The sequence below is a fragment of the Sphingomonas sp. P4_G3 genome, from assembly GCF_056401105.1.
The window spans coordinates 89,733-115,320 of record NZ_JBFUJZ010000005.1; the positions used below are offsets into that span (position 1 = coordinate 89,733).

Sequence of the window (25,588 nt, forward strand, 5' to 3'; positions counted from 1 at the left end):
GCAAGGGGGACAGATGAAAGGTTTTTCGTTCGACCTCACCGGTCGGGTTGCGTTCGTTACCGGTGCCTCATCCGGGCTTGGTCGCCGCTTCGCTGCCATTCTCGCGGCGAGCGGCGCGAAGGTCGTGATCGGTGCGCGCCGCGCGGGGCTGCTCGAGTCACTGGCGGACGAGATTACGGCGGCGGGCGGCGAGGCGCTCGCGGTGACGCTCGACGTCACCGACGAGGCGTCGATCGTCGCCGCCTATGACGCTGCGGCGGCGCGGTTCGGACCGGTCGACACGGTCGTCGCCAATGCCGGTCTCAACGTCGCGGGCAGTGCGCTCGGCCTTCCCGTCGAGGCGTTCGACCAGATGGTGGCGGTCAATTTGCGCGGCGTGTTCCTGACGGTGCGCGAAGGCGCCCGGCGCATGGTCGCGGCGGGCGCGCTCGACCGTGGCCATGGCCGGATCGTGATCATTTCCTCGATCACCGCACACCACCCCTCGGCCGGGATCGCGCCCTACAGCGCGACCAAGGCCGCGGTCGCCCAGATGGGCCGGTCGCTCGCCAAGGATTGGGCGGCGAAGGGGGTCAACGTCAACATCCTGTGCCCCGGCTATGTCGCGACCGAAATGAACGACGCCATCTGGGAAACGTCGGCCGGCCAGAGTTTGCTGGATGGGTTCGCGCGTCGGCGCGTGATGGATGAATCGGCGCTCGATCCGATGGTTCTTTACCTCGTTTCCGACGCGAGCGCCCAGACGACCGGGTCGATCTTCACGATCGATGACGGTCAGACACTGTGAGCCGCGATTTCTAGGGATAGTTGGCGGCGCTGCCGGACAAGCGCGAACCGTGTTATTTCGCGTATGTGCGACTTCAGCCGCCGCACTGTTCGACATAAGGGGGCGTTATCAATCCGCCGTTCGGACGAGGAAGCGGCAAAAACATTATCGGCGGAGGCCCATGCCTAGGTCTTTCAAGCACTTGGCCGAGGGCGGAAAGGCGCTCGGATTTCGCGGGTTGCCTAGTAATTTCAATGGCTGTGGCAGAGCGGGAGGAATGCCAGATTCCGCTCTAACGACTTTATCTCAAACAGCGCGCGAAATCGATCTCGCTCCATTTGGCCTGGCGCAGTTCGCCCGGCCGCAGAAACACGTGCGGTGCCAGCTTCAACGCGAATACAGTCTCGGGCCGACCCTCATAATCGTCGATGGCTCGCAGGAGCGCCGACCTTCGCCGGCTCGATGACCGCAGCGTGATGCTTGACCTTTGGCAAGATGAGCGCCCCGCGCAGGGTTCTGCTCGGTCCGCAGCGTCGCAAAACCGTAGCGAAACACGCGGCCGGCAAAGGATCGCAATTTGTTCGCCGTCTCGTGGTGACCTCGGCGCTCGATCCGCTTCAAGGCGTCGAGCAGCTCGTGCGGCGTGATCGAGGCAATCGGGCGCTTCCCGATGTCCTCCAGCAGTTCGAGAAACCACCGCGCCTTCTTGATCGTGGCGGGAGACTTTCCCTCCTTTTCCATTTTCTGGATGAACTCGTCGGCCACGAGCTTGAACGTGGTTTGGGCGGCAAGCTCGGCTTTCAAGCGGCGCACGCTTCTCCTCGACTGGATCGATATCGTCGACCAACTGGGCCAGCGCCTTGTCGCGCTCCTTGCGCGCTTGCTGCAAGCTGATGTCGGGAAAGCTCCCGAGAGACAATTTCCGCTCGATGCCGAACTTTCTGTAGCGAAAGCGCCAGAGCAATGAGCCTGACGGCTGAACCAGCAAAAAGAGGCCGTCAGAATCAAAAGCCGTATAAGGGCGCGACCTCGGTTCAAGCGCCCGAATCTGCACAACGGTAAGCATGGGGCCACGCCTCCTGGACCGCTCGTGGCCCCACCATTCGTGGCCCCTTTTTGGTGGGCCACGGCGGAACATAATGAGATTTCGTGGGACCGCCGAGGCAGTTACCGCAGGTTTTCCGCGGTTTTACAGGGGTGCTCCCCATATGTAATGGTGCCGCCTACAGGACTCGAACCTGTGACCCCCGCATTACGAATGCGATGCTCTACCAGCTGAGCTAAGGCGGCCCGCACGCGCCTTCCGGCACGGCAAGGCGGGGCGCTTATCAGGCTTGTCGGAGACTGACAAGCGCGCCGTCGCGATGGCGCCTTCTGGATCCCTTGGAAATGTTGTTTCGTCTAGCAGTCGGTTGCGGGCAGCGCGTCAGTTAGCCGTTGCGGACGTCTACATGCTGCAGCACCGAGCGGTAGAGCGCGATGTACTCGTCGGCCATGCGGCCGACCGAAAAGCGCTCGATGGCGCGTTGCCGAACGACGGCCCGGTCCAACGCGCCGATTCGGTCGATCGCGCGGATCGCGCCTTCGGCGTCGTCGACCAGAAACCCGGTTCTATCATGCTCGATCAGCTCGCTCATCGATCCGCGCCGGGTGGCGATGGCCGGCGTGCCGCACACCATCGCCTCGACCACCGACAGGCCGAACGGCTCGTCGAAATTGATCAGGTGGAGCAGCGCGCGCGCCTTGCCGAGTGCGCGCGCGCGATCGGCGCCGCCGACCGGGCCGTGATATCGGATATGATCGTCGAGTTCGGGGGCCACCGCCGCATCGAAATAGGCCTGGTCCTGGACGATGCCGTATATATCGAGCCGGTGGCCGCTGCGGCGGGCGGCGGCGATCGCTTCCTTCGCGCCTTTGTCGGGATGGATGCGGCCGAAGAACAACAGGCCGTCGCCACCGTCCGGCTCGAACGGAAATTCCTCCAGCGCGATGCCGTGATGGATGGTGGCGGCGTAGCGCAGCGAGGGATGCCGGTCCGCCTCGCTGATCGCGACGTAGTGAACGCGATCCTGGAACGGCTGGTACATCGGCAGGATGCGTTTGGACGAGAAACCGTGGATCGTCGTCACCATCGGCGTGCGCACCAGCGGCGCGAAGGCATGGGCTGGGAAATCGGCCTGATTGTGGATCAGGTCGAAGCGATCGGCCTGCGCGAACAAATGCGAGAGGTGGCGATACTCCCACACCTTGGCGTCGATCGTCGGGTCCTCGGAATAGGGCGCGGGGACGATGCCGTCGAGCTTGGCCGAGGTGATGCTGTCCAAAGTCGCGAACAGCGTGACGTCGACGCCTCGCGCGACCAGCGCCTCGGTCAACAGACTGGTCACCAACTCCCATGGCCCATAATGGCGTGGCGGGGTGCGCCAGGCGATCGGCGCCAGCATCGCGATCTTCATGACGCGGCCGGGTCGGTCAGGCGAAAGACCATTGCTTCGTTCGGGCGCAGCATGTCGCCCAAGCTCTCGCGCGGGTGCGTGCCGACGAGCAGGTGCGCGGCGGGATCGAAATCGAACGGCAATTTGATCGCATTGGCGGCGAGGTTGAGCGCCACCCGCACGCGCTCGCGATCGTCGAACCGGTCATAGACCAGCAGATCGCCGTCCGCCGCGACCAGCTCGAATGCGCCGAGCGCCAGTGCCGACGACTCCCGCCGGCAGCGCAGTAACTGGCGATAGAGCGACAGCATCGATCCGCTATCCTGCTGCTGGGCCTGGACGTTACGGAGCGGCCAGTCGTCGTTGAGCGGCAGCCACGGCTCGATGGTGCTGAACCCGGCATTGGCCGATCCGTCCCAGGGCATCGGCGTGCGCGAGCGGTCGCGGCCGAGGCCCATGCCCGGTTGCCTCAAATCCTGGGGATCGCGGATGCGGTTCGGCGGGATGGTCACCTTGCCGATCCCGAGCTCGTCGCCCTGATACAAGGTCGGCGTGCCACGCAGCGTCAGCAACAGCATCGCTGCGACACGCGCCTGCGCCTCGCCTAGCCGCGCCGCGATGCGTGGGGCATCGTGGCTGCCGATCACCCAGTTCGGCCAGGCTCCCTCGGGCAACGCCGCTTCATAGGCGCCGATCATCGCGGCGAGCGATTGCGCGTGCCATGGCGCGTCGAGCAGCTGGAAATTGAACGGCAGGTGCACCCCCGGTGCGCCGCGGCCGTAATAATGCATCAGCGTTTCGACCGGCAGGCAGATCTCGCCGACCAGCAGGCGGTTGCCATAACTGTCCGCCAGCGCGCGGAACGCCGCGGCAATGTCATGGACCTCGGGCTGGTTGGTCGAATGGATCTGCAGCAGCTTGAGCTTTTCGCCCAGTTCGGCGCGGTAATGCGGATTAAGCGGATTGTCGGGTAGCCCTTCCGCCTTGACCATGTGCCACAGCACGTCGATCCGGAATCCGTCGACGCCGCGCTCGAACCAGAAACGCAGCACGTCGGTCATCGCCTTGCGCACGGCAGGGTTGCGCCAGTTGAGGTCCGGCTGCTCCTTCAGGAAAGCGTGCAGATAATATTGCCCGGTCGCCTCGTCCCATTGCCAGGCCGACCCGCCCATATCGCTGATCCAGTTATTGGGCGGGCCGCCGCCCGGCGCCGGATCGCGCCAGATGTACCAGTCGCGCTTGGGGTCGTCGCGCGATCGCCGGCTTTCGAGGAACCAGGGATTCTGGTCGGAGCTATGGTTGGGGACGAAATCGAGCAACAGTCGGAGGCCGCGCGCATGCGCCGCCTTCAGCAGCCGGTCGAAATCGTCCAGCGTCCCGAACAAGGGATCGACGCCGCAATAATCGGCGACGTCATAGCCGAAATCGATCATCGGCGACGGGAAGATCGGCGACAGCCAGATCGCGTCCACGCCCAACGCCGCGATATAATCGAGCCGCTGCTCGATCCCGCGCAGATCGCCGACCCCGTCGCCGTTGCTGTCCTGGAACGAGCGTGGATAGACTTGATAGATGACGCCGCTTTCCCACCAGGGCGCTTTCCTGGTCGATGTCACTCCGTCACGCCTTTTCAACGCCTCTGGAAAGCGGCGCGACGTCGCCGGGCGTCGATAGTGCGTGGACTTGACGCTGAACGATCATGATCTTCTCCTCGGGATCGGGCTAAAAGCTCGAAACTGGCTGCGTGGTTCCGAAAGGACTCGTTGGTCATCGAGATGGGGCGATCTCACCGCAAATTTTCGGCCAGAAAGTCGACAAAGACCCGTATCCGCGCCGGGGTACTGACGCCGCCCACGAATACGGCGTGAATCTGCTCGACATCGCCGGGATTGAACGCCTCCAGGATCGGGACGAGTTGGCCGCTGGCGATCTCCTGGGCGACGCTGAAGGCGCCGACGCGCGCGATGCCGATGCCGATCGCGGCGAGCTGGCCCAGCGTCTCGCCATTATTCGCTTCGATATTGCCCTTCACGCAGAGCGAGAAATCGCTCTCGTCGCGGCGGAATGGCCAGATCGGCTCGGCGCGTCGGAAGTTGAAGTTGAGGCAGTTATGCCGGTGCAAGTCTTCGGGCTCGCGCGGCGTTCCGTGTTTCGTGAGATAGTCTGGTGACGCGACGATGACCCGGCGCGTCTCGCCGAGCTTGCGGGCCGTGAGCGTGCTGTCGGGCAGCGGACCGAAGCGGATCGCGACATCGGCCTGGCCTGCTGCGACATCGACCAGCGTGTCGGTCAGCGCGATATCGACCAGGATATGCGGATAGGAGGCGGCGAACTTGCCCAAGAGCGGCACCACGCAGAGCCGCCCATGAGCAAAAGCCGCGCTGACGCTCAGGCGGCCACGTGGCGCGCCCTGGTCGGCGATCTGCTGCTCGGCATCGTCGAGATCGGCGAGGATGCGCCGCGCCGCCTGGAGATAGGATTGGCCTTCCGCGGTCAGCGCCAGCGTGCGAGTCGAGCGCAGCAGCAGGCGTATGCCGAGCCGCGCCTCGATCCGGTCGATCCCGCGCGCGACCGCCGACGGACTGAGGTCGAGGAGGCGGCCCGCCGCCGAAAAACTACCATTGTCGATCACCGCCATGAACAGCGCCATCTCGCGCGCCCGATCGGTTCCGCTCGCCATCTTTGCGCCCAATGCAATAATCTTTCGCGTCGACGGCGGGTACACGGGCAAAGCCTTGATGTCCATCTATGCGCCAAACGAACAAGGGATGAACGAGTGATGGAATATCGGCAATTGGGGTCATCGGGTTTGCGGGTACCGGCGCTGAGTTTCGGCACCGGAACCTTCGGCGGTCACGGGCCGCTGTTCAGCGCCTGGGGAACGAGCGATGTCGTCGAGGCGCGGCGGCTGGTCGACTTGTGCCTGGATGCCGGCGTTACGTTGTTCGACACGGCGGACGTCTATTCCAACGGCGCCTCCGAGGAGATTCTCGGTGCGGCGATCCGCGACCGCCGCGATAGCGTGCTGATCTCGACCAAGACCGGCCTGCCGATGGGAGAGGGGCCGCAGGATTGGGGCGCATCCCGGGCCCGGCTGATCCGCGCGGTCGAGGACGCGTTGCGGCGGCTGGGCACCGACTATATCGATCTGCTCCAGCTCCATGCCTTCGATGCCTCGACACCCGCCGAGGAAGTCATGGGCACGCTCGATCTGCTGATCGCCACGGGAAAGATCCGTTATGCCGGCGTTTCCAATTATCCCGGCTGGCAGATCATGAAGGCGCAAGCGATCGCCGATCGCTACGGCTGGCCTCGTCTCGTCGCGCACCAGGTCTATTATTCCTTGATCGGCCGCGCTTACGAATCCGAGCTGATGCCGCTCGCCGCCGACCAGGGTCTTGGCGCGCTGGTCTGGAGCCCACTTGGGTGGGGGCGGCTGACCGGGAAGATCGGGCGGGATCGTCCGGTACCGGCGGGAAGCCGGCTGCACGACACCGAACAATTCGCGCCGCCCGTCGAAACCGAGCAGCTCTATCGTGTCATCGACGCGCTCGAGGCGGTGGCGGCCGAGACTGGCAGGACCGTGCCCCAGATCGCGATCAATTGGCTGCTGCGACGCCCGACCGTCTCGTCGGTGATCATCGGCGCGCGCAACGAGGAGCAATTGCGCGACAATCTTGGCGCCGTCGGCTGGTCGCTTACCCCCGAACAGGTCGCAAGGCTCGATGCGGCAAGCGACGTGCTGCCGCCTTATCCGCACACGCCTTACCGCCAGCAGGAGGGCTTTGCCCGCCTCAATCCGGCGCTGGTCTGAAAGGAGGCGGCAATGAAGTTCAATCCCGGCCTCTTGGCCTTGTCGGTCGGCGCCTTCGGCATCGGGGTGACCGAGTTCGCCCCGATGGGGCTGCTCCCGGTGATCGCGAAAGATCTCGGCGTCTCGATTCCGGCCGCCGGCCTGCTCATCAGCGGCTATGCGCTGGGCGTGATGATCGGCGCGCCGCTGATGACGCTGACCACCGGCCGCGTCCCGCGCCGGGCGCTGCTGATCGGGCTCGCCGCCATCTTCACGCTGGGCAATGTGCTGGCGGCGGTTTCGCATAGTTATGCGCTGTTGTTGGCGGCGCGGATCCTGACCTCGTTCAACCATGGCGCCTTTTTCGGCGTCGGGTCGATCGTCGCGGCTGGGCTTGTGCCGCCGCAGCGGAGGGCCAGCGCGGTCGCCGCGATGTTCATGGGGCTGACCATCGCCAATGTCGTCGGCGTGCCGCTCGCGACCTGGGCGGGCGAGCATCTCGGCTGGCGCGCCTCGTTCTGGGGCATCGCCGCCTTGGGTGTGGCCACCATCGTTTCGCTGCGGTTGACGCTGCCGGCCCTGCCGGCACCGGAAGGCGGCAATGCCATCGCCGAGCTGCGCGTGTTGATGCGCGGCAAGGTGCTGGGAGCGCTTGCGCTCACCGTGATCGGATCGAGCGCGATGTTCACCGTCTTCACCTATATCGCGCCGATCCTGCGCGACGCGACCCATGCCTCGCTCGGCCTCGTCACCGCGATGCTGGTGACCTACGGTCTGGGACTCACGGTTGGTAATTGGGCCGGCGGCAAATTCGCGGACCGGCACGTCGACCGCACGCTGATCGTTACCCTGGCGTCGCTGTCGGCGATCTTGATCGCGTTCGCCTTGACGATGTCTTATGCCGCCCCGACCGCGATCCTGGTCTTTGCCTGGGGCGTGGCGAGCTTCGCCCTCGTGCCGCCGCTGCAGGTGCGCGTGATGGCGGCGGCCGCGGACGCTCCGAACCTCGCGTCCTCGGTCAATATCGGCGCGTTCAATCTCGGCAATGCCTTTGGCGCCGCTTTGGGCGGCGGCGTGATTGCCGCCGGATGGGGCTACCCGGCCGTCGCGCTGGCCGGAGCGGTGACGTCGGCGATCGGATTGGTCGCGGTCATGCTCGCCGCCAAGCGGCACTCGCTTCCCGCTCGTCGTCCGTGTTCGGCGATATAGATTGTTGTCCCGGCCGCCCGCGTTCATCGCGCGCGGCGTTGGGGGCGGGGATTCGATACGTAGAATTGCGAATTAACTGGCGATGCCAGGGGGCGAAAGGCGCTTTTCGTCCCCAATCGACGACCTGCGTTTGCAGCTGGCGGTGCATTTCTTGGGACAATCGGCGCTACGAGATCATCTGACATTAGTGTGTCGATGGTGTAACATCGCTGCGGGGGGAGGGCGATTGACGGGCGAGTTTGCAAACGGTCTTAGAGAGGCGCTGCGGCGCGATCTCGGTTATTCGGTGGCGCATGACGTCGTCGCCGCCGGCCGCACGCTGCTCGCGACGATCGCCTTGGGTATCGTCATGGCGATCCCGTTCCCGATTTCGGCGCTCGATCGGGCCGTCCACTGGTGCTTCATCGCCTATCTGCTGCTCGCGGTTGCGGCGCTGGTCGTGAGATTGGTGTCCTGGAAAGTCACGTGGTTGATACGCCGTATCGGATCGGTCGCCGATGAGGCGATCGGCCTCGGCGTGCTGATCTTCTATCCGACCGTCACCATTCTCTATCTGCCGTTCATCGTTTTCCTGCTGGTCGCCAAGCGGATTCAGTCGAGTATTGCCAGCGTCGCGCTCGAATATCTGATCTTCTCGCTCGTCATTCTTCTCCATAATCGGGCTGCGGCTTTGTGGCCGGCCTTGCCCCATATCAGTGACGGGCAACGGATGCTGCAATTCACGGTGCTGACCTTCATTGCCGCCGCCGCGCTGGTGGTGAAGATGCGGCAGACCGATGCGACATCGAGCGACCGCTGGAACGGCGAGTTGCTGGCCACGGGCATGCGCGCGCGGTCGATGCCGATCGAGGAGATCGCGGCGCGGCTGGCGAGCCGGTTCCAAGTGTCGACGATTCTGATCTGCTGGCGCGGCGGGGAGGATGACGACCGCCATTTCTATCGTTTCGCGGACGGCGCGCTGTCGCGGATCGATCCGCCGTCCGCGATCGCCGACCGCATGCTGCTGCCGACCGGCTGGGACGAAGCCTATCTGTGGGAGGCGCGGACCGGCAAGGCGATGGTCAACAGCGAGGTCGCGCGCGATCCGGTCGTTCGCACGATCGAGCCCGGTTTCCTGCCGGACGAGCTGGTCGACGGCGCGACGATCGTCGCAGCGATGCCGATCGCGGCGAACGCGATGGACGGCTATGTCTATCTGATCGGATTGCCGCGCGTGTCGGAGGTGCTGCTGGGTCAGGTCGTCAGCGCCGGCCATGCGGTCAGCGCGACGCTCGACCGCTACCAGATGTTCGAGGCGTGGCGCGAGAACGCCTTTGCCAATGCGCGGCTGGAGATCAGTCGCGACATGCATGACAGCGTGTTGCAGACGCTCGCCGGGCTCAGGATGCAGGTCGCGGTCCTGATGAAGGAAACCGACATGCCGGTCGCCAAGCGGCAGGAGCGACTGAAGGGCCTGGAGTCGATCATCTCCGCCGAACAGGCGTGCCTGCGCGAACTGATCAACGACAGCGCCCAGCCGGTCAGCGAGCGGATCGATCTCGCCAGCCACCTGGCGCAGCGCGCCGAATTGCTGTCGCGGCAATGGGGCATCGACTGTTCGGTCCAGGCCGAGCCAGCGGTGCTGCCCGTCTCTCCCGACATTGCGCTCGAAGTCGAGTTCCTGGTGCGTGAAGCCGTCTCGAACGCGGTGCAGCACGCCCATGCGTCCGTGGTCAAAGTGGCCGCGGCGCTGCGCGACGAGGCGGTGTTCGTCGCGATCAGGAGCAACGGCGCGACGGTCATCGACACCAGCGCCGATGGCGCCGACGTCGAAGGCGTCTTGTCGCATTCGCTGACCAAGCGCGTGAAAGCCCTCAACGGGCGCGCTTATACCGATCCGATGGAGCGCGGTGTGCTATTGTCGCTCAGAATTCCACTAAAGGCTGGTGTCCATGTCGAAACTGCTGCTGGTTGACGATCACCCGATCTTTCTCGAGGGGCTGCGCCAGTTTCTCGAGACCAACGGCCATGTTGTCCAGGACACCGCCCGAACGTCGGTCGATGCGATCGACCGCGTCGCGCATGGCGTATTCGACTTGCTGGTGCTCGACGTCAGCATGGCCGATGGCGGCGGCCTGCACATCCTGCGGACATTGCGCGGCGCGGGCAATCAGATCCCGATCGTCTTTCTCACCGTCGGCCTGAAGCCGGTCGAGACGATGGAGGCGGTCAAACTGGGCATTAACGGCATCGTTCTCAAGCACAACGACCCGAGCAATTTGATCACCTGTATCGAGGCGGTCAATCGCGGCGACACCTGGATCGATCCGACCATCATCGAGCGCGTGTTGAAGCGCAGCATGGCCGGCCAGTCGGTGCCCGTGCTGCCGCAATATGGGCTGACGCGCCGGCAGGAGGAATTGGTCAAGCTGGTCGGCGAAGGCCTGCGCAACCGCGAGATCGCGCGCCGCTGCGGACTGACCGAAGGCACGGTCAAGCTCCATCTGCACCACATCTACGGCAAGCTGGGGATCAGTTCGCGCGCTCAGCTCATCATGATGTTAGCTGCCGAAGCGATGTGAGCCGGTCAGGCTGGCCGGATCGAGATACCAGGCCTTTGGCTGCGGATTGATGTTGCCCCCGACGATCGCGAGCATCGCGCCGGCCGAGATCGCCAGGCCATAGGGAATGGGGCCGCGGGCCTTCAGGCTGGCAACGTTGGTCGATTGCGCGATCCCGGCCGGAAGCATCCGCCGGAGCACGATGAAGACGATGGCGAGCAGCGCGCCGCCAATCCCCATCCACAGATAGAGCGCCGCCGCGCCCTTGAAGTCGAACCATAAGGCGATCGCGGCCATCAATTTGACGTCGCCGCCGCCGAGCCATCCGCGCGAGAACAGGAACAGGCCGCCCAGGAAGGTGCCGACGAACACGAGCGCGTTCTGCCACAGCTGCGCGTTCCAGCCGCAGCTGTACATCCAGACCGGGAACAGCAGGATGATCGTGGCCGGGAATATGTTCGGGATGCGCAATTTCCACACATCGGTCAGCGCGGCGAGCGCCAGCACGAGATACAAAGCGATCAACAGGACGTTGGGAAGCGTCGTCATTTCTGGGGCCCCAGCGACGAGAGGATATTGGCGGTTGCCGCCGGATAGATCGGCGCCGCGGCGAGCGACTGGGTCAGCCACGCCCGCGCATCGTCGCTCCGGCCGGCGAGCGAGGCGGCATAGCCGGCGTTGGACAATCGCTCTGCCCAGCGCGCCGCATCCTCCCCGCGCCTGCGCACCGGCGGTTCGCCCATCGATGCGGCGGCGATATCGAGATTGTTGGCGACACGTCGATCATCCGGATCGGCCGCCAGCGCTTGTTGCAGCAAGGCTTTGGCTTCGGGATAGCGGTGTTGCATCAACAGCGAGATCGCCATGTCGTTGAGCAGCGACGCGCGCGGCGCGCCCAGTGCCGACGCCCGCTCATAGGCCGCCTTGCTGTCGTTCCACCGCGCGCCGGAATCATAAGCGTGGCCGAGATCGGCCCATAGCCGCCAGTTGGCCGGGCAGCGCGTGGTCGCATCCTGCAACCGGGCGAGGGCGACCTCGGTATGCCGCATCGCCGCGGCCGCGCTGCCGAGCCCGGCGACCACGCGGCAATCGTCGCTGGGCGTTGCTGCCAGCTTGCCGAACGCACGCTCGGCTTCGGCATATTGGCCTTGCGCCAGCATCAGCTGCGCGCGGAGCACCGCGACATCGAACGTGCCGGATTGGGCGTCGGGCAACAGATCGAGCATCGTCTGCGCCTGGACCAGCCGCCCGCCCCGGATCGCGGCATCGACTAAAACGAGATCGTCCGGCGGCGCCGCCGACGCTGTGCCACAAGCAAACAGGGCCGCCAGCGATAGCAGCCGGACGGCGAGGATCACCGTCGTCCCCCGGCGGGCTTGGCGGCGAACCGCAGCGCGTTAGCGCCGACCAGCAATTGGATCCGGTTGGCCTGGCTGGTGGCGTACAGCCGGGTCGGAAACGGCACTGCGCGCGCCAGCCGGCGTGCGGTCGCCTCGCCCGACGGCGGATAGAGGATACGGCTGACCGCGATGCGCATGCCGCTGTCGCCGCGATCGAGTGGGCGCCAGCCGCGCCCGGCAAGATAGGATTGGACGCGCCCGGCAACGCCTTTGCGCCCAGCGGCATTGACCACCATCGTGTTGCGCAGCGCGCCTGGCACCAACGGCGTGGCGATCGGCTTCGGAGACGCTACCCGCGAGGGTGCGGGTACCGACGCTGGCGCGGGCGAAGAGGCGAGGATTGCTCCCTTACCGACGCTGCGCGCTGGCGGCAGGATCAGACGAACGACCCCCGGGGCAAGTTGTTCGAGGCGCGGGCCGGCGACAATGACGGGGGCCGGCGCGACCGGCACCGCGGCCGCGCTCGCCAGCGCAGGGGCGGCTATTGGCGGCGGCGGCGCAACTGGCTGTGTTGGCATCGGTGCGGCGGCAGGCGTGGCGGATGCCGAGGCCAGCATGGTGCGCATGTCCAGGTCGAGCAACGCCGCGGCGTCATTGCGGCCCTGCGCGGTCAGCGACGCGGCATAAGCGCGGTAGAAAGCGTCGTTGCGCGGCGCCAGTGCCAGTGCCTTCTGGAAATAGACGTCGCTCAGATCGTAGCGGCGCAAATGGTCATAACAGAGCGCGAGCCCCTCGACCGCTGTCGCATCGTCGGGAGTCGCGACCAGGATGCGGCGATACATTTCGATCGCCAACCCGTAATTGCCGTCCGCGAGCAGTCGCGCGGCGGCGATCGACGAGGCGTCGGTCGCGGCGGTGAACCGCGTTCCCTCGGGCAGCGCGGTTCGCTTGGCCGAGCTCGTGCATCCGCTGGCAGCGACCAACAGGCCGATCAGCGCGGCACGCGAGGCGAGATTGCGCTTCATTCCGTCATCCTCCCATCATGGGCAGAAGCTGGCGAACGACGCGGATCGCAGCCGGCAGCATCAGCACGCCGATCATCACCGGCAACATGCAGGCGACGAGCGGGATCGAGATCAGCACCGGCAGACGATGCGCCTTTTCCTGTGCCAGCATCTTGCGGCGCTCGCGCATTTCGCCGGCATAGATGCGCAACGTCTGGCCGATGCTCGAGCCCAGCTTGTTCGACTGGATCAGCAAGGTGGTGAACGACCGGATCTGGTCGACCGCGGCGCGATCGCCCATCCGGCGCAGCGCTTCCTCGCGGCCGCGCCCGGCGCGCAGTTCGAGCACCGTGGTCGCGAGCAGATTGGCGACCAGCGGATGCGACCGTGCCATTTCGCGCCCGACGCGATCGAACGCCGCTTCCATGCCGAGCCCGGCCTCGACGCAGACCAGCATCAGGTCGAGCGCATCGGGAAAGCCGTTGACGATCTGCTCCTGGCGCCGCGATGCGCGCGCCGATACCCAGAGATTGGGCAAATAGAGTCCGAGCACTGCGAGCGCCGCGCCGAACAGATAAAGCTTGAGCAGCGACGGCGCCTCGCCGCGAAAGACGGTCGCCGCCACCAGGAGCAGCGGCAGGCCGAGCGTCAACGCCAGCCGCGCGAGGGTGAACACGCGCGGTGCCTGGGGCGAGGTATAGCCCGCTGCCGCCAGCCGCGCGGTCAGTGTCGCGTTGTTGGTATCGACCAGGGACACCCCGCGCTTCTCGATCGCGCCGACAAGGCGGCTCCAGGCGTCGGCGCGTCCCGAATCGCGCAAGGTCGCGACATGCCCCCCGGTCTGCCCCGCCGCTGCCGCTTCGGCGAGCCGGCGACGCACGGCGGCGCGCCCGGTGACGACGGTCGACACGCCAAGCACGATCATCACGACCACGGCGAACAGGCCGGCGAGGATCGCATAGCGCGGAAATTGCTGGATGACGGTTTCCCACATCGCGCTAGACCTTGATGTTGATGAGACGGCGGATGATGAAAAATCCGATCAGATAGAGCCCGATCAGGCAGCCGAAGCCGATCGAGAAAGCGGGATCGCCCGCCACCTGAAGGTAGAAAGGCGGGTTGAGCAGGAACAAGGCGACGAACGCCATGACCGGCAACGCAGTCAGGATCGTCCCGGTCATGCGGCCTTCCGAGCTGAGCGCGCGGACCATCAGCACCATGCTGGCGCGCTCGCGGATGACCTGGGACAGGTTTTCGAGGATTTCGGCGAGATTGCCGCCGGTCTCGTTCTGCACCGACAAGGACACGACGAACATGCGCAGATCGTCGAGATCGCAGCGATCGGCCATGTTCTGCAGCGCGTCGCGCAATTCCGCGCCATAAGCGACTTCGTCGGTGACGATGCCGAACTCGCTGCCGATCGGGTCGGTCATTTCCTGGGTGAGGAGATCGAGCGCGGACGCCACCGGGTGCCCGGCGCGCAGCCCGCGCACGAAGATGTCGAGCGCGACGGGGAATTGCTCGGCCATCTTCTTGCGGCGGCGTTCGGCGCGCTGCGCGATCAGCATCAGCGGCAGCACCATGCCCGCCGCGGTGGCGAAGCATGCCGCCATCAGCACCGTGCCCAGGCCGATCCGGAAACCGAAGATGACGGCGCCGAATATCGTCAGCATGAACAACACCGCGACGATCAGCAGCATCAGCATGAAGGTGCGTCCCGGCGACAGGCCGAACCCGGCGGTGCGGAGCGTCGTATCGAGCTTCTTCCCCGGGCCGGCCAGGAAGCCGGGCAAGCGGATCGCGTCGCCCCAAGTGTCGCGGCGCAGGCGCGCGAGGACTTCGGGCCGGTCGAACCCGCTGGCGATCAGGCGCAGGCGTTTGTTGACCGCCATCGCGCCGCCGCGATTGGTGCGATACCAGCGCATGCCGCCCTCGATGCCGAGCACGACCGCCGCGAAGACGAGCGCGAGGACGAGCAGCCGGATGACGTCGGAGGACATCAGTCGAGCGCCGCGCTGGGATTGAAGATATCGGCCGGCAGCTTGATCCCGCGATCCTCGAGTTCCTGCATGAAATGCGGACGGATGCCGCTCGCTTCGAACCGGCCGAGCACCGTGCCATGCTCGTCGCGGCCGGTCAGGCGGAAGCGGAAAATCTCCTGCATGGTGACGACCTCGCCTTCCATGCCGATCAGTTCGGACAGGCTCATCAGGCGGCGCTTGCCGTCGGACAATCGGCCGACCTGGATGACGACGTTGATCGCCGAGGCGATCTGCGCGCGCGCCGAGCGCGGCGCGATGTCGATCCCGCTCATCCCGATCATCTGTTCGAGCCGCGACAGCGCATCGCGCGCGGTATTGGCGTGGACCGTGGTCATCGACCCGTCATGGCCGGTGTTCATCGCCTGCAGCATGTCGAACGCCTCGCCGGCGCGGACTTCGCCGACGATGATGCGGTCGGGCCGCATGCGCAGCGCGTTCTTGAGCAGGTCACGCTGGGTGACTTCGCCATTACCCTCGATATTGGCCGGCCGCGTTTCCAGCCGCGCGATATGCGCTTGCTGCAGCTGGAGTTCGGCCGAATCCTCGATCGTCACGATCCGCTCGGAATTGTCGATATAGGCCGACATCGCGTTGAGCAGCGTGGTCTTGCCCGATCCGGTGCCGCCCGAGATCAGGATGTTGCGCCGCGCCTCGACGATCGCTTCGAGCACCTGCGCGACCGACCGCGGCACGCTGCCATAGGAAATCAGTCGATCCATATCGATCGGCACCCGCGCGAACTTGCGGATCGAGAGCAGCGACCCGTCGACCGCGAGCGGCGGGATGATCGCGTTGACGCGCGAGCCGTCGGCCAGTCGCGCATCGACATAAGGTGACGCCTCGTCGACCCGGCGCCCGACCGCGGAAACGATCTTCTGGATGATGCGCAACAGATGGCGCTCGTCCTTGAAGCGGATCGACGACGGCTCGAGCTTGCCGTGGCGCTCGACGAACACCGAGTCGAAGCCGTTGACCAGGATGTCGGTGATGCTCTCATCCTTGAGCAATGGCTCAAGCGGGCCGAGCCCGAGCAGTTCGTCGAGCACGTCGCTGACCAGCCGCTTGCGCTCGGCCAGGTTGAGCGCGTGTTTCTGCAGCGACAATTGTTCGTGGACGATCTCGCCGATCTCGGCGTGGATCTGCTCGCGCGACATGGTCTCCAGCGCCGACAGGTTGATCAGGTCGAGCAGGCGCTGGTGCAATTCCACCTTGAGCGCGGTGTGGCGATCGGCCTCGGCTTGCGACTGGACGTCCTTGTCGGGCACGGTTTCGGCTTGCCCGGAGGCAGCGCGTTCGCCGGCGCGTCTGATCTGCCAGGCACTCATCAGCCGCGCTCGAGCAGCATGTCGATCGCGTCGAGCAGCTTGTTGAGGTCGCGGGTTACCGCGCTTTTCGACTTGATGTCGCCGATCATCACCCCGCGATTGAGCGCGGTGTTCATCAACGCGAAGTCGCTGGTGACGCTGAGCCCGATCTGGCGGCCGATCGTGTCCGACGCGTCCTTCAGGTTGATCTGCTGGAACAGCCGTTTCTCGACGCGGTTGACCACGACCTGAACCTTCTCGGCCGCCACGCCGAGCTTGAGCAGCAAGGCGAGTTGGCGTTGCGCCTGGCGCAGGCTGGCGATCGACAATTCGACGATCAGGAACACCACGTCCGACTGCGCGACCAGCGAGAGCGACCAATTGGTCCAGTCGCTCGGCAGATCAAGGAAGACGGTGCGATATTCCGCGGTCGCCAGATGGACGATATCGCAAATCTGGTCGGTGCCGACGGTGTCGGTTGGCATCAGGTCGGTCGGCGCGGCAACGACCCGCAGGCCCGACGCATGTTCGGCGGCGACCGAGGTCAGCACCGCCGGGTCGAGCCGCTTGCCGGCGTCGAGCAATTCGCTGACGGTCAAGGCCGGGCTGATCCCCAGATGCGTCGCGGCGTTGCCACCTTGCAGATCGAGGTCGAACAGGCAGGCCTTGAACCCGCGATCGGCTTCGCGCCGGGCATAAAGCGCGGCGGCCTGGGTCAGCAACGCGGTCGCGCCGACGCCGCCGACGCTCTTGATGATCGACACGACCTTGCCGGTCGGCGTCGCCAGGGCCAACCCGCGCTCGATCTCCTCGCGCATCCGTTCGAGCATTGTTTCGAGGTCGTTGCGGACCAGCGGCAAGGCGATGATGTCCTTGACGCCTGCGCGGAGCAGGGCCTGCATTGTCGGCACGGTCAGGTTGCGGACCGCCGCGATCACCGCGATCGATGGGTGCGCCACGTGCAGCCTGATCAGCCGCGCGAGCGAGGCGGGCCGGTCGGGCCGCACCTCGATCACGATCACCCGCGCGCGCTCGACGATCTCTTCCGGGACCTCGTCATCGAGTTCGATCTTGCTGGTGTCGAGCGACCAGCCGCCGACGACGCTGGGGCCGAATTCGGCGGTCAGCACTTCCTCTTGCGACAGCACCAATTCGACCGCCGCGCCGGGCCGCCTGATGGTCCAGCTATTCGGTTCGAACTCGGACAACTCTACCGCTCCCACAACTCAAACTCCCGGTTCATGTGCTTTTACCATCTTCCAGCGTCAGCGACGCCGCATAGGTAGGCAGGTTGATCGTGGCGCTCCCGAAGAAGCGGAACAGCATCGGCGTAAAGGTCGGCTGCTTGAGCCGGACCGTGACGACCGGGGATACCTGGATTCCGTTAGGATCTCCTGCATATCCCAAGCCCGAATATTCATAGCTGATCGTGACCTTGTCGGCGGTCAGGCTCGGGTAGAATCGCTGCATTTGGGTCACGATGGCGTTGAACGCCGTCGTATTGACGGGGGTGAGCGTGGGGCAAGTCGCCCCAGTCCTGCAGACGCAGGTCACCGTGCCGCTCGCCGAATTGCAATCCGCGCCACCGAACGAACTCAACGGAATGGGATCGCCTTGCGGAATGCCACCGGCGATCGCGAAGTCATAAGTCGCCAGCCCGGTCGGCACGATGTCGTTGGTGACCGCGTAGCGTACCCCCATCTGGGTTGCCTTTTCGGCACGGTTGCAGGTCCACAGGAACCGGCCGAGATCGACCGTGCCGATCATGAACGACAGCAGCAACGGCGTCAGCAGGCCGAATTCGGCGGCGGTCCCGCCATGCGTCGATCGCAGCAGCGCGCGTAACGTCGTCATGCGCCCACCACCGCCGCTTGCGCGGTCGCGTTGAGGTTGATCGTCGTGTTGGTGATGCCGAATGCCTTGAACAGCGAGGGATAGGGAACCGTCGCGGTCACCGAGACCACCGGTACGCCCGCCGTCGACGCGGTGTAGATGCCGCCGCGATAGGTGGTGTCGGTGTTGCAGGCGACCGACACGACGATCGTGGCGTTGCTGGTCCAGCCGTTGAGGCGGACAGTGCCGGTTCCGTCGACGGTGTTGGTGCGCACCAGATTTTGGGTCGCGACGGCGATGGCGCTAGTGTCGGTCGTCACCGCGGCGCAATTGACCGGGTAGCGCCGCGACGCGTAGCGCGCACCGTCGCGTACGCCCTTCAGCACGGCATGTTCGGACAGGAAGTAATTGCCCAGGTCGACCGCGCCGCAGGCGAGCACCAGGAAGAATGGCGTGACGAGCGCCATTTCGACCGCCGCGGAACCGCGGCGACAGGCCAGCGCCCGTGAGGCGATCGAGAAGCGCCCCCCGCTCATTCGATCAGATAGGGTACGTCCTTGCGTACCACCTGTCCCGCGGTGCCGCCCGCGCTGCCGCTATCGGTGTCGCCGATGATTTCGACATAGATGTCGCCGGCGGTGGTCCGCGCCCGGTTGGCCGACGGTTCGGTCAGGAACAGTTCGACCCATTTGACCACCGGCACATTGGTCGACGATCCGTTGACACTGTTCTGCTGGCAATTGACGATCGCCGCCGAAATCCGCCGACGGTCAACATTGTTGCCGCCCGGAGTGATTCCGCCGGAGGGCGTTCCCGACCAGCAGATTGGTGCACCATAAGCGGTCGTGTTGGCGCCGACCGCTCGCGGCGTGTTGATCCGCGACGCGGCGTTGGTCAGTTCCCACGTATAGACTTGGTACCGCGTGACGGTGTTGGAATTGTACCCGGCTGTCGTCATCGCCGTACGCCAGTCGAACCCCGACCCATAATTGACGTAGAAATAGGCGTTGCGATCCCACAACCCGTCGCCGATCCGGCCGCTTGCGCAGGTGCCGTCGGCGCTTACCGCGTGGCACATGTCGCGTGGATAGCCCATCGCGTTGGGCATCTGTGCCGAAGTCAGCGGCGTGGTGGCGCTGGTCGGCAGATACGGATTCGACGCTTCCTGCCAGCCATTGTTGCCGAGCGTGCAGGAATTGTTGCCGTTGCCGTTCTGCTTGACCAGGTCTTTGACTGTGTTTGCCGACGGCGGACAGGTGCCGCCGCTCGGACAAGGCTGGCCAGAATCGTAAATGTCGAAGCGCGTGTTGAGCGCGTCGGTGACCGACACGCTGGCACCCGGCTTGGTGTCGACCCCGGTTTGCGGCAAGCAGTCGCCGGCCGGAGTCAGCCAGCCCAGCCCCTCGCGCAAACCTTGCGCGCCGTTGCTGCCTGCGTGGGTGTTGAGATACCCGAAATTGCCCGGTGCCCAGCCGCCATTGCCGCCGCCGACGGACACCAGATTGAGGCCATCGCCGATCAGCCCGCTGGCGTCGAAAGTCTTGACGGTGGCCGTCTCCTGCGGATTGCAGATCATCACCGGCGGCACCTTGCAGATGCCCGACGCCACGCCCGCAAACGCCTTGGCGTTGATGGCGGGCGAGGTAAAGGCGGCGACGACCGGCGTCAGCGCATAGCGCGCCTGTTTGGTGTCGACGGTGACCTGGACGAAATAGGCATTGGCATCGCTGGTCGACAGCGTGGTCTTGGCCTTGTCCTGATAGAAGACGACGTTGCCGCTGGTCACCGACACGGCGCGGTTGGCGCCGTCATTGGCGAACAGCGCCAGATTGGTGATCAGGCTCTGCGCGGCCGAGACCGCGCGGCTACGGGCATTGGTCTTGCCGTCTAGCTGCCCGGCGGCGGCCAGCGCGGCGTGGTCGGCGGCGTCCTGCAGCTCGGTATGCAAGCCGACAAGCCGTGAATAATCGAACCCGATCCCGGCCGCGCCGATCAGCGCGAACAGCGAAATGGCGACGATGGGCGCGACCGAACCGCTCTCCGATTTCCAGAGCTTTTGGGCTGCGCGGCGCATGTCAGTTGGAGCTGGGGGGGGATCCCCCCCCGCCTCCGCCGCTGCCGACACTCCCGCCGCTGCCGGTGGACTGGGCCTGGGGCTGCTTGACCGCGCCCTTGCGATAGCGCTCGGCGGCCCCCGCCGCCTGCGTCCCCGATCCGCCTTCCATCACCGCGGCCTCGGCCGGCACCGGCTTGGGATCGGGATTGATCGTCTGGAGGGCATAATCGGTCTTCACCGAGTCGCCCAACGTGGTGTCGATCGGCGTGCACCCGGCCAGCAAGCCGATGCTCCCCAGGAACGTGATAGCCGCGATCGGATGGATGAAGCGCATATCGGTCACCTTTGCGGCGCGTAGCCATTGGGACCGGAAAAGCCTCCGGCGGGTGGTATCGGCTTCGGCCCATCTTTGGGCGGCTCGTTCGGGTCGAATGGATTGGTCCCGACCGCCTTGTCGGTCCGCCCCATCATGAACAGATCGAGCTCGCTCGGCGGTTGCACGCGATCGGTCGGCAGGCGAAGCTGGCCCGCCGGCACCGGCCGCACCAGCCGCGGCGTGACGATGATGACCAGCTCGGTTTCCTGGCGCTGGAATCCCCTCGAGCTGAACAGCGCGCCGATGATCGGGATCGACCCGAGCAAGGGGAATTGCCGCACGGTGCTCTGGAAATCCTTGCGCAACAATCCGGCGATCGCGAACGACTGGCCGTCGCGCAGTTCCAGCGTGGTCTTGGCACGCCGCGTCTGCAGCCCGGGAATGGTCAGGCCGTTGATCGTGACCGAGGCCGAAGGATCGATCGAGCTGACTTCGGGCGCGACCACCATGTTGATCACGCCGTCATCGAGCACGGTCGGCGTGAACGCCAGGCTGACGCCGAACGGCTTGTATTCGACCGTGATCGCGTTGCTGCCGCTATTCTGGCCGCCGCCGCTGCCGCCGCCCTGCGACACCGGCACCGGGAATTCTCCGCCCGCCAGGAACGATGCGGACTCGCCCGACAGCGCGACCAGGGTCGGCTCGGCCAGAGTGGTCACCAGCCCCTTGCGCTCGAGCGCATCGAGCGCGGTGAAGATGTTGAGATTGCCGAGCGAAATGCCCTTGGACACGACACCGAATGTGTCGAGGATACCGGACAGATTGACTGTCGGCACCCCGTTCTTGTTGGTCAGCAGCGCCGTGCCTGGCGCGGTATTGCCGATACCGCCCTGAAAGGTGCTGGCGCCATTGCCGTTGGTGAAGGCGGTGTTGATCCCCAGGCTCTTCGCCACGTTGCGGTTCATTTCGGAGAACCGCACTTCGAGCATGACCTGTTGCGACGCGCCGACCGCCAGCAGGTTGACGACCTTGTCGCCGGCATAAGTGGCGGCGATCTGTTTGGCGCGATCGATCGCCGGGCCGCTCGAGACGGTGCCGGTCAGCACTACCGAGTCCCCCGACATACGGACACCGATCTGCTCGCTCGGCATCAGCTCGCTGAGTTGGCGGCGGAGCGAGAGGACATCGGGTCCGACCGCGACGTCGATCACCGAGATCAGATTGTTGTTCTTGTCATAGAGCGTCAGGCTGGTCGTGCCGATCTTCTTGCCCAGCACATAAAGCGAGCGATTGGTCAGCGGCAGGACGTCGGCGACATCGGCATTGCCGATCAGCGCCTTGGCGAACGGCCGGTCGGCGGTCAGCACCTGACTCTTGTTGACGGCGACGTCGAGCTGGCCGGCGCGCAGATTGGCATCCGCGGTCCTGACCGTTTCCTGCGCCTGGGTCATCGCCGGGGCGATGATGGCGGCGGCGCTGGCCGCCAGTGCGAGCACGCGACAGCGCGCTTTCATGTCAGCGACCGACATAGCGACCCACCTCATAGCTGCTGTCCTTGGTACCGCGGACGATCATGACCGTGAGGTCGGGATTGGCCGGCTTGCGCGGCGGTGCGCGCGGCCCTGCGGGTGGAGCGGAAAGGAGTGGCGGCTGAAAGCGCGGCGCGCCGTCCGAATAGCCACCGACATAGGCGCCATCGCGCAGATCGTTGGTGCTGACGGTTTCGACCGTCGGGCTGGTTTCCGACGCGGGATTGACCAGCGCCAGGCTGAGCTGTCCGACCTGTTGCGCCAGCGCGAGCTTCTGCGCATCGACCTGCGCGACTTCCAGCGTCGCGGTCTTGCCGATCGCCGGCTTGTCGGTGTTGTCGCTGGCATCCTGGTCGATCGCGATGACGCGGACCTTTTGCAGCAGGATGTCGGTGATCTGCTGGCTGTTGCCATTGGGATTCATCGGCGTGCGGGTGATCAGCACGTCGACGACGTCGCCCGGCAACACGAAGCCGGCGACGCCGGCGACGTCGCCGACGCGCACCGCGACGGCGCGCTTGGTCGGATCGAGCACCGCGGAAATCGCCGCGCGGCCGCCTTCACCGGAAATCTTGGAGCGCAGGATCGGCTCGTTCGCCGCCATCGGGCGAAGCGCGACGCGCGTGTGGTTCATCGGCAGCAGCTGCGGGATCGAGCTGAACGTCCCCTCGGGCAGCGAGCTCGCCGGCCAATCGACCAGCCGCACCTTGTCGGGCGTGATCGGCGTGCCGAAGTCGAGCGGAACGCTCGCCACGGCGACCTTGACCATGCCCTGGGCCGTGGTCGTCTGTTGCTGTTCGACCCGGCCAAGATAGGAATTGGCAAGGAAAACGGCCGCGAGCCCGATCAGGATCGCGACGCCCAATATGATAAGTCCCTGTCCACGCATGATTACCGACCCCCCGCCGGCCGATCGCTACCGCGATCGGAACGGGATCGCGGATGATCCGCGACCCCGCTCAGTTCATCAGCAAACGCCGTTGACGCCGTTTGCGATGCAGTTCGACGCTTTGTTCATGGCATTGCTGATCGATCCGCCGAGCGTGAATGCGGCAACGGCGATGCCGGTGCCGACGATCGCCAGGATCAGCGCATATTCCGCCGCCGAGGCACCACTGGTGTCGGTCAGCAAATTCTTGATCATCGTCATGTCGAAAACTCCTTCTTTGCCGGATCGGCGGAGCGCTCCCCCTCCCGAAAGCGCTCCGCCTGCGTCAGCCGTGCATCAGCAGGCCGCGTTGCTCGGCACGCGATTGATGCAGTTCGACGCCTTGTTCATGGCGTTGCTGATCGAGGTGCCGAGCGTGTAGGCGGCTACGGCGATGCCGGTGCCGACGATCGCGAGGATCAGCGCGTATTCAGCGGCAGATGCGCCGCTGTCGTCCAGCAAAAGATTCTTGATCATGGTCATGTCACTTCCCCAATTCCCCGCCGGCACTCGCCGGCCCCAACTATTCCGTGGGCAGTCTGGGATCGGGTGTGCCTAACTCGTTTCAGAGCTCGCCCGATCAGGCGTCCTCGGAATGCCAGTTCAGAAGGGGTCGAAGTGGGTAACGAGTCAATAACCCACTAATTGCATATTTATTTCAACATCTTACGGCTAACTCCTGTTAACCATTAAAGCTTAATTGTCGGTTTATCAGGCACTTAAGCTAACGGCGTTGGGGAAGGGGTGCTGCCGGTTAACCATCAAGAATCGCAGAAAAAATGTGCCGCGCGGGACAAAGGGCATAATTTGTATATCGTTCGTCATACCCATTTCGGGCCGGAATGGATATATTGCTCTGTCGCTTTTATCCAACGGTATGAATCGCCTGTCCGATTCTTACAAATGGGCGAATCACTTTTGCAAAAAACGAATCACCCATTAGTCCGATGAGCGGGCCTAGGGGGAGATTTCTATGCCACAATTAGTCTTACCAAAATGAGTAAGGGAAAAGCCAGCGATGCTGACCTTCCCGATATTGTCTTACTATTGCTGGCCAGCTTTACCGCATTCGCGTTCGTGACTGTCTTGTCCTCGGCCTTCGCCGATGGCGATACCGGCTGGCATATCGCGACCGGACAGTGGATCGCGACGCACGGCACGGTCCCGCGATCCGACCCTTTCTCGTTCACCGCGCGCGGCCATCCCTGGGTCGCGCACGAATGGCTGTCCGAACTGCTGATGTATGGCGCCTGGCGTTATGGTGGCTGGAGTGGGCTGATCCTGCTGTTCGGCACCGCGGTGGCGGCGCTCTACGCCATCGTCGCGCTCTATTTGCGGCGCTGGCAGCGACCCGGTGCGGCGGCGCTGATGATGCTCTATCTGTCGATCGGGCTGGGGCAGTCCTTGTTGGCGAGGCCGCATCTGCTCGCGTTGCCGATGCTCGCGGCGTGGCTGATCGCGCTCTTGCGCGCACGCGAGCGCGAGCGCGCGCCCCCGCTCGCGCTCGCGATTCTTATGCTCGTCTGGGCCAATGCTCATGGCAGCTTCGTGTTCGGCCTGGCACTGGCCGGCGGGTTGGGGTTTGAGGCGCTGGTTTCCGCCGCACCAGGCGACCGCCTGCGCGTGGTCCGGCAATGGGGGCTATTCGGCATCGTCTCGCTCGCGGCGGCGATGGCGACCCCGGCCGGGCTGGATGGCCTGCTCTACCCCTTCTACGTCAACAACCTCTCGCTGCTCTCGCTGATCGCCGAATGGCAGCCGGCGCGGTTCGGCGGTGCGTCGAGCCTGGAGGTGCTGCTGCTCAGCGGATTGTTCTTCCTGCTGCTGCGCCCGGTTCGCATTCCAGCGATGCGCCTGCTGATCCTGCTGGCCGCGCTGCACATCACGTTCGAGCATATGCGCAACCAGATGGTGCTGGTGACGCTCGCCACGATCCTCCTCGCGGAGCCGCTCGGGCGCGCCTGGGCGGTGGATGCAGAGCGGCCGCGGCCGGCATTGCTGCCGCGGCTATGGGCGGAGCGCCGCGAGCTGGCGCCGTTGCTGGCGGTCGCACTGCTGCTGTTCGTCGGGACCGCGACCTATCGCCTCATCACTCCGTTCGATCGGCCAGACAGCTATGGCGTCCCGGTCACTGCGCTGCGCAACCTCCCGCCCGGGCTGCGCGACAAGCCGGTGTTCAACGAATATAGTTTCGGCGGCCTGCTGGCGTTCGAGGGGATCGCGCCGTTCATCGACGGACGATCGGACATGTATGGCGACGCCTTCACCGCCGACTATGTCAAGATCGCGCATGGCGACGCCGCGCGCTGGAAAGCAGCGGAGGAGCGCTGGAAATTCGGCTGGACAATCCTGCCGCCCGACAACGCGCTGGTGAAGATCCTGGACCGCGAGCCGGGATGGCGCCGGGCCTATACCGACAAATGGGCAGTGATCCACGTCAATGACCGAGCGGCGACGCATTGACACTCGTGCCTGCCCCGGACTCCCCTCCCG

25 protein-coding genes, 1 tRNA gene and 1 pseudogene are annotated in these 25,588 nt (G+C 65.2%); 6 read left to right on the forward strand and 21 right to left on the reverse strand.

Annotation, left to right across the window (positions count from 1 at the left end; genetic code table 11):
* Positions 1-13 precede the first annotated feature (13 nt).
* A complete protein-coding gene (locus AC1DQQ_RS14625; RefSeq protein ID WP_478045594.1) occupies positions 14-787 on the forward strand; it encodes an SDR family NAD(P)-dependent oxidoreductase in 774 nt (257 codons plus the stop codon).
* A 366-nt stretch (positions 788-1,153) separates the two neighbouring features.
* Here the strand turns inward: AC1DQQ_RS14625 and AC1DQQ_RS14630 are convergent, their stop codons facing one another.
* The 6 genes and pseudogenes from AC1DQQ_RS14630 to AC1DQQ_RS14655 all read right to left on the reverse strand — a co-directional run bounded on the left by AC1DQQ_RS14630 (position 1,154) and on the right by AC1DQQ_RS14655 (position 5,881).
* Positions 1,154-1,570 carry a phage integrase central domain-containing protein gene (locus tag AC1DQQ_RS14630; RefSeq protein WP_478045595.1) on the reverse strand — a complete coding sequence of 139 codons (417 nt, stop codon included), beginning with the start codon at positions 1,568-1,570 and terminating at the stop codon, positions 1,154-1,156.
* A gap of 16 nt (positions 1,571-1,586) precedes the next feature.
* Positions 1,587-1,904: pseudogene (locus AC1DQQ_RS14635) on the reverse strand (Arm DNA-binding domain-containing protein); the annotation flags it as partial.
* 76 nt (positions 1,905-1,980) lie between these two features.
* A tRNA-Thr gene (locus tag AC1DQQ_RS14640) sits at positions 1,981-2,056 on the reverse strand.
* Between the two features lie 140 nt (positions 2,057-2,196).
* Positions 2,197-3,222, reverse strand: coding sequence for a glycosyltransferase family 4 protein (locus AC1DQQ_RS14645; protein WP_478045596.1), 1,026 nt, complete (start codon positions 3,220-3,222; stop codon positions 2,197-2,199).
* Positions 3,219-4,817, reverse strand: a complete 1,599-nt coding sequence (locus AC1DQQ_RS14650) for an alpha-amylase family glycosyl hydrolase (protein ID WP_478045597.1) — start codon at positions 4,815-4,817, stop codon at positions 3,219-3,221. Before AC1DQQ_RS14650 ends, AC1DQQ_RS14645 begins: the two co-directional genes overlap by 4 nt.
* A 170-nt stretch (positions 4,818-4,987) precedes the next feature.
* Positions 4,988-5,881, reverse strand: coding sequence for a LysR family transcriptional regulator (locus AC1DQQ_RS14655; RefSeq protein WP_478045598.1), 894 nt, complete (start codon positions 5,879-5,881; stop codon positions 4,988-4,990).
* Between the two features lie 99 nt (positions 5,882-5,980).
* Between AC1DQQ_RS14655 and AC1DQQ_RS14660 the strand changes: the two genes are divergently transcribed.
* From AC1DQQ_RS14660 to AC1DQQ_RS14675, 4 genes are all read left to right on the forward strand, one after another.
* Positions 5,981-7,015 carry an aldo/keto reductase gene (locus tag AC1DQQ_RS14660; RefSeq protein ID WP_478045675.1) on the forward strand — a complete coding sequence of 345 codons (1,035 nt, stop codon included), beginning with the start codon at positions 5,981-5,983 and terminating at the stop codon, positions 7,013-7,015.
* Positions 7,016-7,027: 12 nt separating this feature from the next.
* Positions 7,028-8,203 (forward strand): MFS transporter, encoded by a 1,176-nt coding sequence (locus AC1DQQ_RS14665; RefSeq protein WP_478045599.1) that lies wholly within the window; start codon positions 7,028-7,030, stop codon positions 8,201-8,203.
* A gap of 226 nt (positions 8,204-8,429) precedes the next feature.
* The gene (locus AC1DQQ_RS14670) at positions 8,430-10,157 is read left to right on the forward strand and encodes a sensor histidine kinase (protein ID WP_478045600.1); all 1,728 of its coding nucleotides are present in this window, start codon (positions 8,430-8,432) and stop codon (positions 10,155-10,157) included.
* Complete coding sequence (locus AC1DQQ_RS14675; RefSeq protein ID WP_478029644.1) at positions 10,135-10,764, forward strand: response regulator; 630 nt, start codon at positions 10,135-10,137, stop codon at positions 10,762-10,764. Before AC1DQQ_RS14670 ends, AC1DQQ_RS14675 begins: the two co-directional genes overlap by 23 nt.
* On the opposite strand, the gene AC1DQQ_RS14680 is transcribed toward AC1DQQ_RS14675, so the two are convergent.
* The 15 genes from AC1DQQ_RS14680 to AC1DQQ_RS14750 form a co-directional block, all read right to left on the reverse strand.
* Positions 10,744-11,292 carry an A24 family peptidase gene (locus tag AC1DQQ_RS14680; RefSeq protein WP_478045601.1) on the reverse strand — a complete coding sequence of 183 codons (549 nt, stop codon included), beginning with the start codon at positions 11,290-11,292 and terminating at the stop codon, positions 10,744-10,746. The two genes, AC1DQQ_RS14675 and AC1DQQ_RS14680, sit on opposite strands and share 21 nt — an antisense overlap.
* Positions 11,289-12,101 (reverse strand): hypothetical protein, encoded by an 813-nt coding sequence (locus AC1DQQ_RS14685; protein WP_478045602.1) that lies wholly within the window; start codon positions 12,099-12,101, stop codon positions 11,289-11,291. Before AC1DQQ_RS14685 ends, AC1DQQ_RS14680 begins: the two co-directional genes overlap by 4 nt.
* The gene (locus tag AC1DQQ_RS14690; protein ID WP_478045603.1) at positions 12,098-13,108 is read right to left on the reverse strand and encodes a LytR C-terminal domain-containing protein; all 1,011 of its coding nucleotides are present in this window, start codon (positions 13,106-13,108) and stop codon (positions 12,098-12,100) included. The genes AC1DQQ_RS14685 and AC1DQQ_RS14690 overlap by 4 nt, the downstream gene beginning before the upstream one ends.
* A 4-nt stretch (positions 13,109-13,112) precedes the next feature.
* A complete protein-coding gene (locus tag AC1DQQ_RS14695; RefSeq protein ID WP_478029649.1) occupies positions 13,113-14,081 on the reverse strand; it encodes a type II secretion system F family protein in 969 nt (322 codons plus the stop codon).
* A 4-nt stretch (positions 14,082-14,085) separates the two neighbouring features.
* Positions 14,086-15,087, reverse strand: a complete 1,002-nt coding sequence (locus AC1DQQ_RS14700) for a type II secretion system F family protein (protein WP_478029650.1) — start codon at positions 15,085-15,087, stop codon at positions 14,086-14,088.
* Positions 15,087-16,454 carry a CpaF family protein gene (locus AC1DQQ_RS14705; RefSeq protein ID WP_478029651.1) on the reverse strand — a complete coding sequence of 456 codons (1,368 nt, stop codon included), beginning with the start codon at positions 16,452-16,454 and terminating at the stop codon, positions 15,087-15,089. The genes AC1DQQ_RS14700 and AC1DQQ_RS14705 overlap by 1 nt, the downstream gene beginning before the upstream one ends.
* On the reverse strand, positions 16,454-17,641 hold the full coding sequence (locus tag AC1DQQ_RS14710; protein ID WP_478029652.1) for a CpaE/TadZ family protein: 1,188 nt from the start codon (positions 17,639-17,641) through the stop codon (positions 16,454-16,456). Before AC1DQQ_RS14710 ends, AC1DQQ_RS14705 begins: the two co-directional genes overlap by 1 nt.
* Positions 17,642-17,672: 31 nt before the next feature.
* Positions 17,673-18,287, reverse strand: a complete 615-nt coding sequence (locus AC1DQQ_RS14715; RefSeq protein ID WP_478029653.1) for a TadE/TadG family type IV pilus assembly protein — start codon at positions 18,285-18,287, stop codon at positions 17,673-17,675.
* Positions 18,284-18,802 (reverse strand): TadE/TadG family type IV pilus assembly protein, encoded by a 519-nt coding sequence (locus AC1DQQ_RS14720; protein ID WP_478045604.1) that lies wholly within the window; start codon positions 18,800-18,802, stop codon positions 18,284-18,286. The genes AC1DQQ_RS14715 and AC1DQQ_RS14720 overlap by 4 nt, the downstream gene beginning before the upstream one ends.
* Positions 18,799-20,340 carry a pilus assembly protein TadG-related protein gene (locus tag AC1DQQ_RS14725; RefSeq protein ID WP_478045605.1) on the reverse strand — a complete coding sequence of 514 codons (1,542 nt, stop codon included), beginning with the start codon at positions 20,338-20,340 and terminating at the stop codon, positions 18,799-18,801. Before AC1DQQ_RS14725 ends, AC1DQQ_RS14720 begins: the two co-directional genes overlap by 4 nt.
* A gap of 1 nt (position 20,341) precedes the next feature.
* Positions 20,342-20,656, reverse strand: coding sequence for a hypothetical protein (locus AC1DQQ_RS14730; RefSeq protein ID WP_478029656.1), 315 nt, complete (start codon positions 20,654-20,656; stop codon positions 20,342-20,344).
* Positions 20,657-20,661: 5 nt separating this feature from the next.
* Positions 20,662-22,182, reverse strand: a complete 1,521-nt coding sequence (locus tag AC1DQQ_RS14735; RefSeq protein ID WP_478029657.1) for a type II and III secretion system protein family protein — start codon at positions 22,180-22,182, stop codon at positions 20,662-20,664.
* Positions 22,154-23,056: a Flp pilus assembly protein CpaB gene (cpaB, locus tag AC1DQQ_RS14740; RefSeq protein ID WP_478029658.1), complete on the reverse strand. Its 903-nt coding sequence runs from the start codon at positions 23,054-23,056 to the stop codon at positions 22,154-22,156. The genes AC1DQQ_RS14735 and cpaB overlap by 29 nt, the downstream gene beginning before the upstream one ends.
* Positions 23,057-23,134: 78 nt before the next feature.
* The gene (locus tag AC1DQQ_RS14745; protein ID WP_478029659.1) at positions 23,135-23,317 is read right to left on the reverse strand and encodes a Flp family type IVb pilin; all 183 of its coding nucleotides are present in this window, start codon (positions 23,315-23,317) and stop codon (positions 23,135-23,137) included.
* Positions 23,318-23,392: 75 nt separating this feature from the next.
* The gene (locus tag AC1DQQ_RS14750; protein WP_478029660.1) at positions 23,393-23,578 is read right to left on the reverse strand and encodes a Flp family type IVb pilin; all 186 of its coding nucleotides are present in this window, start codon (positions 23,576-23,578) and stop codon (positions 23,393-23,395) included.
* Between the two features lie 513 nt (positions 23,579-24,091).
* Between AC1DQQ_RS14750 and AC1DQQ_RS14755 the strand changes: the two genes are divergently transcribed.
* Positions 24,092-25,558, forward strand: coding sequence for a hypothetical protein (locus AC1DQQ_RS14755; protein WP_478045606.1), 1,467 nt, complete (start codon positions 24,092-24,094; stop codon positions 25,556-25,558).
* Positions 25,559-25,588 lie beyond the last annotated feature (30 nt).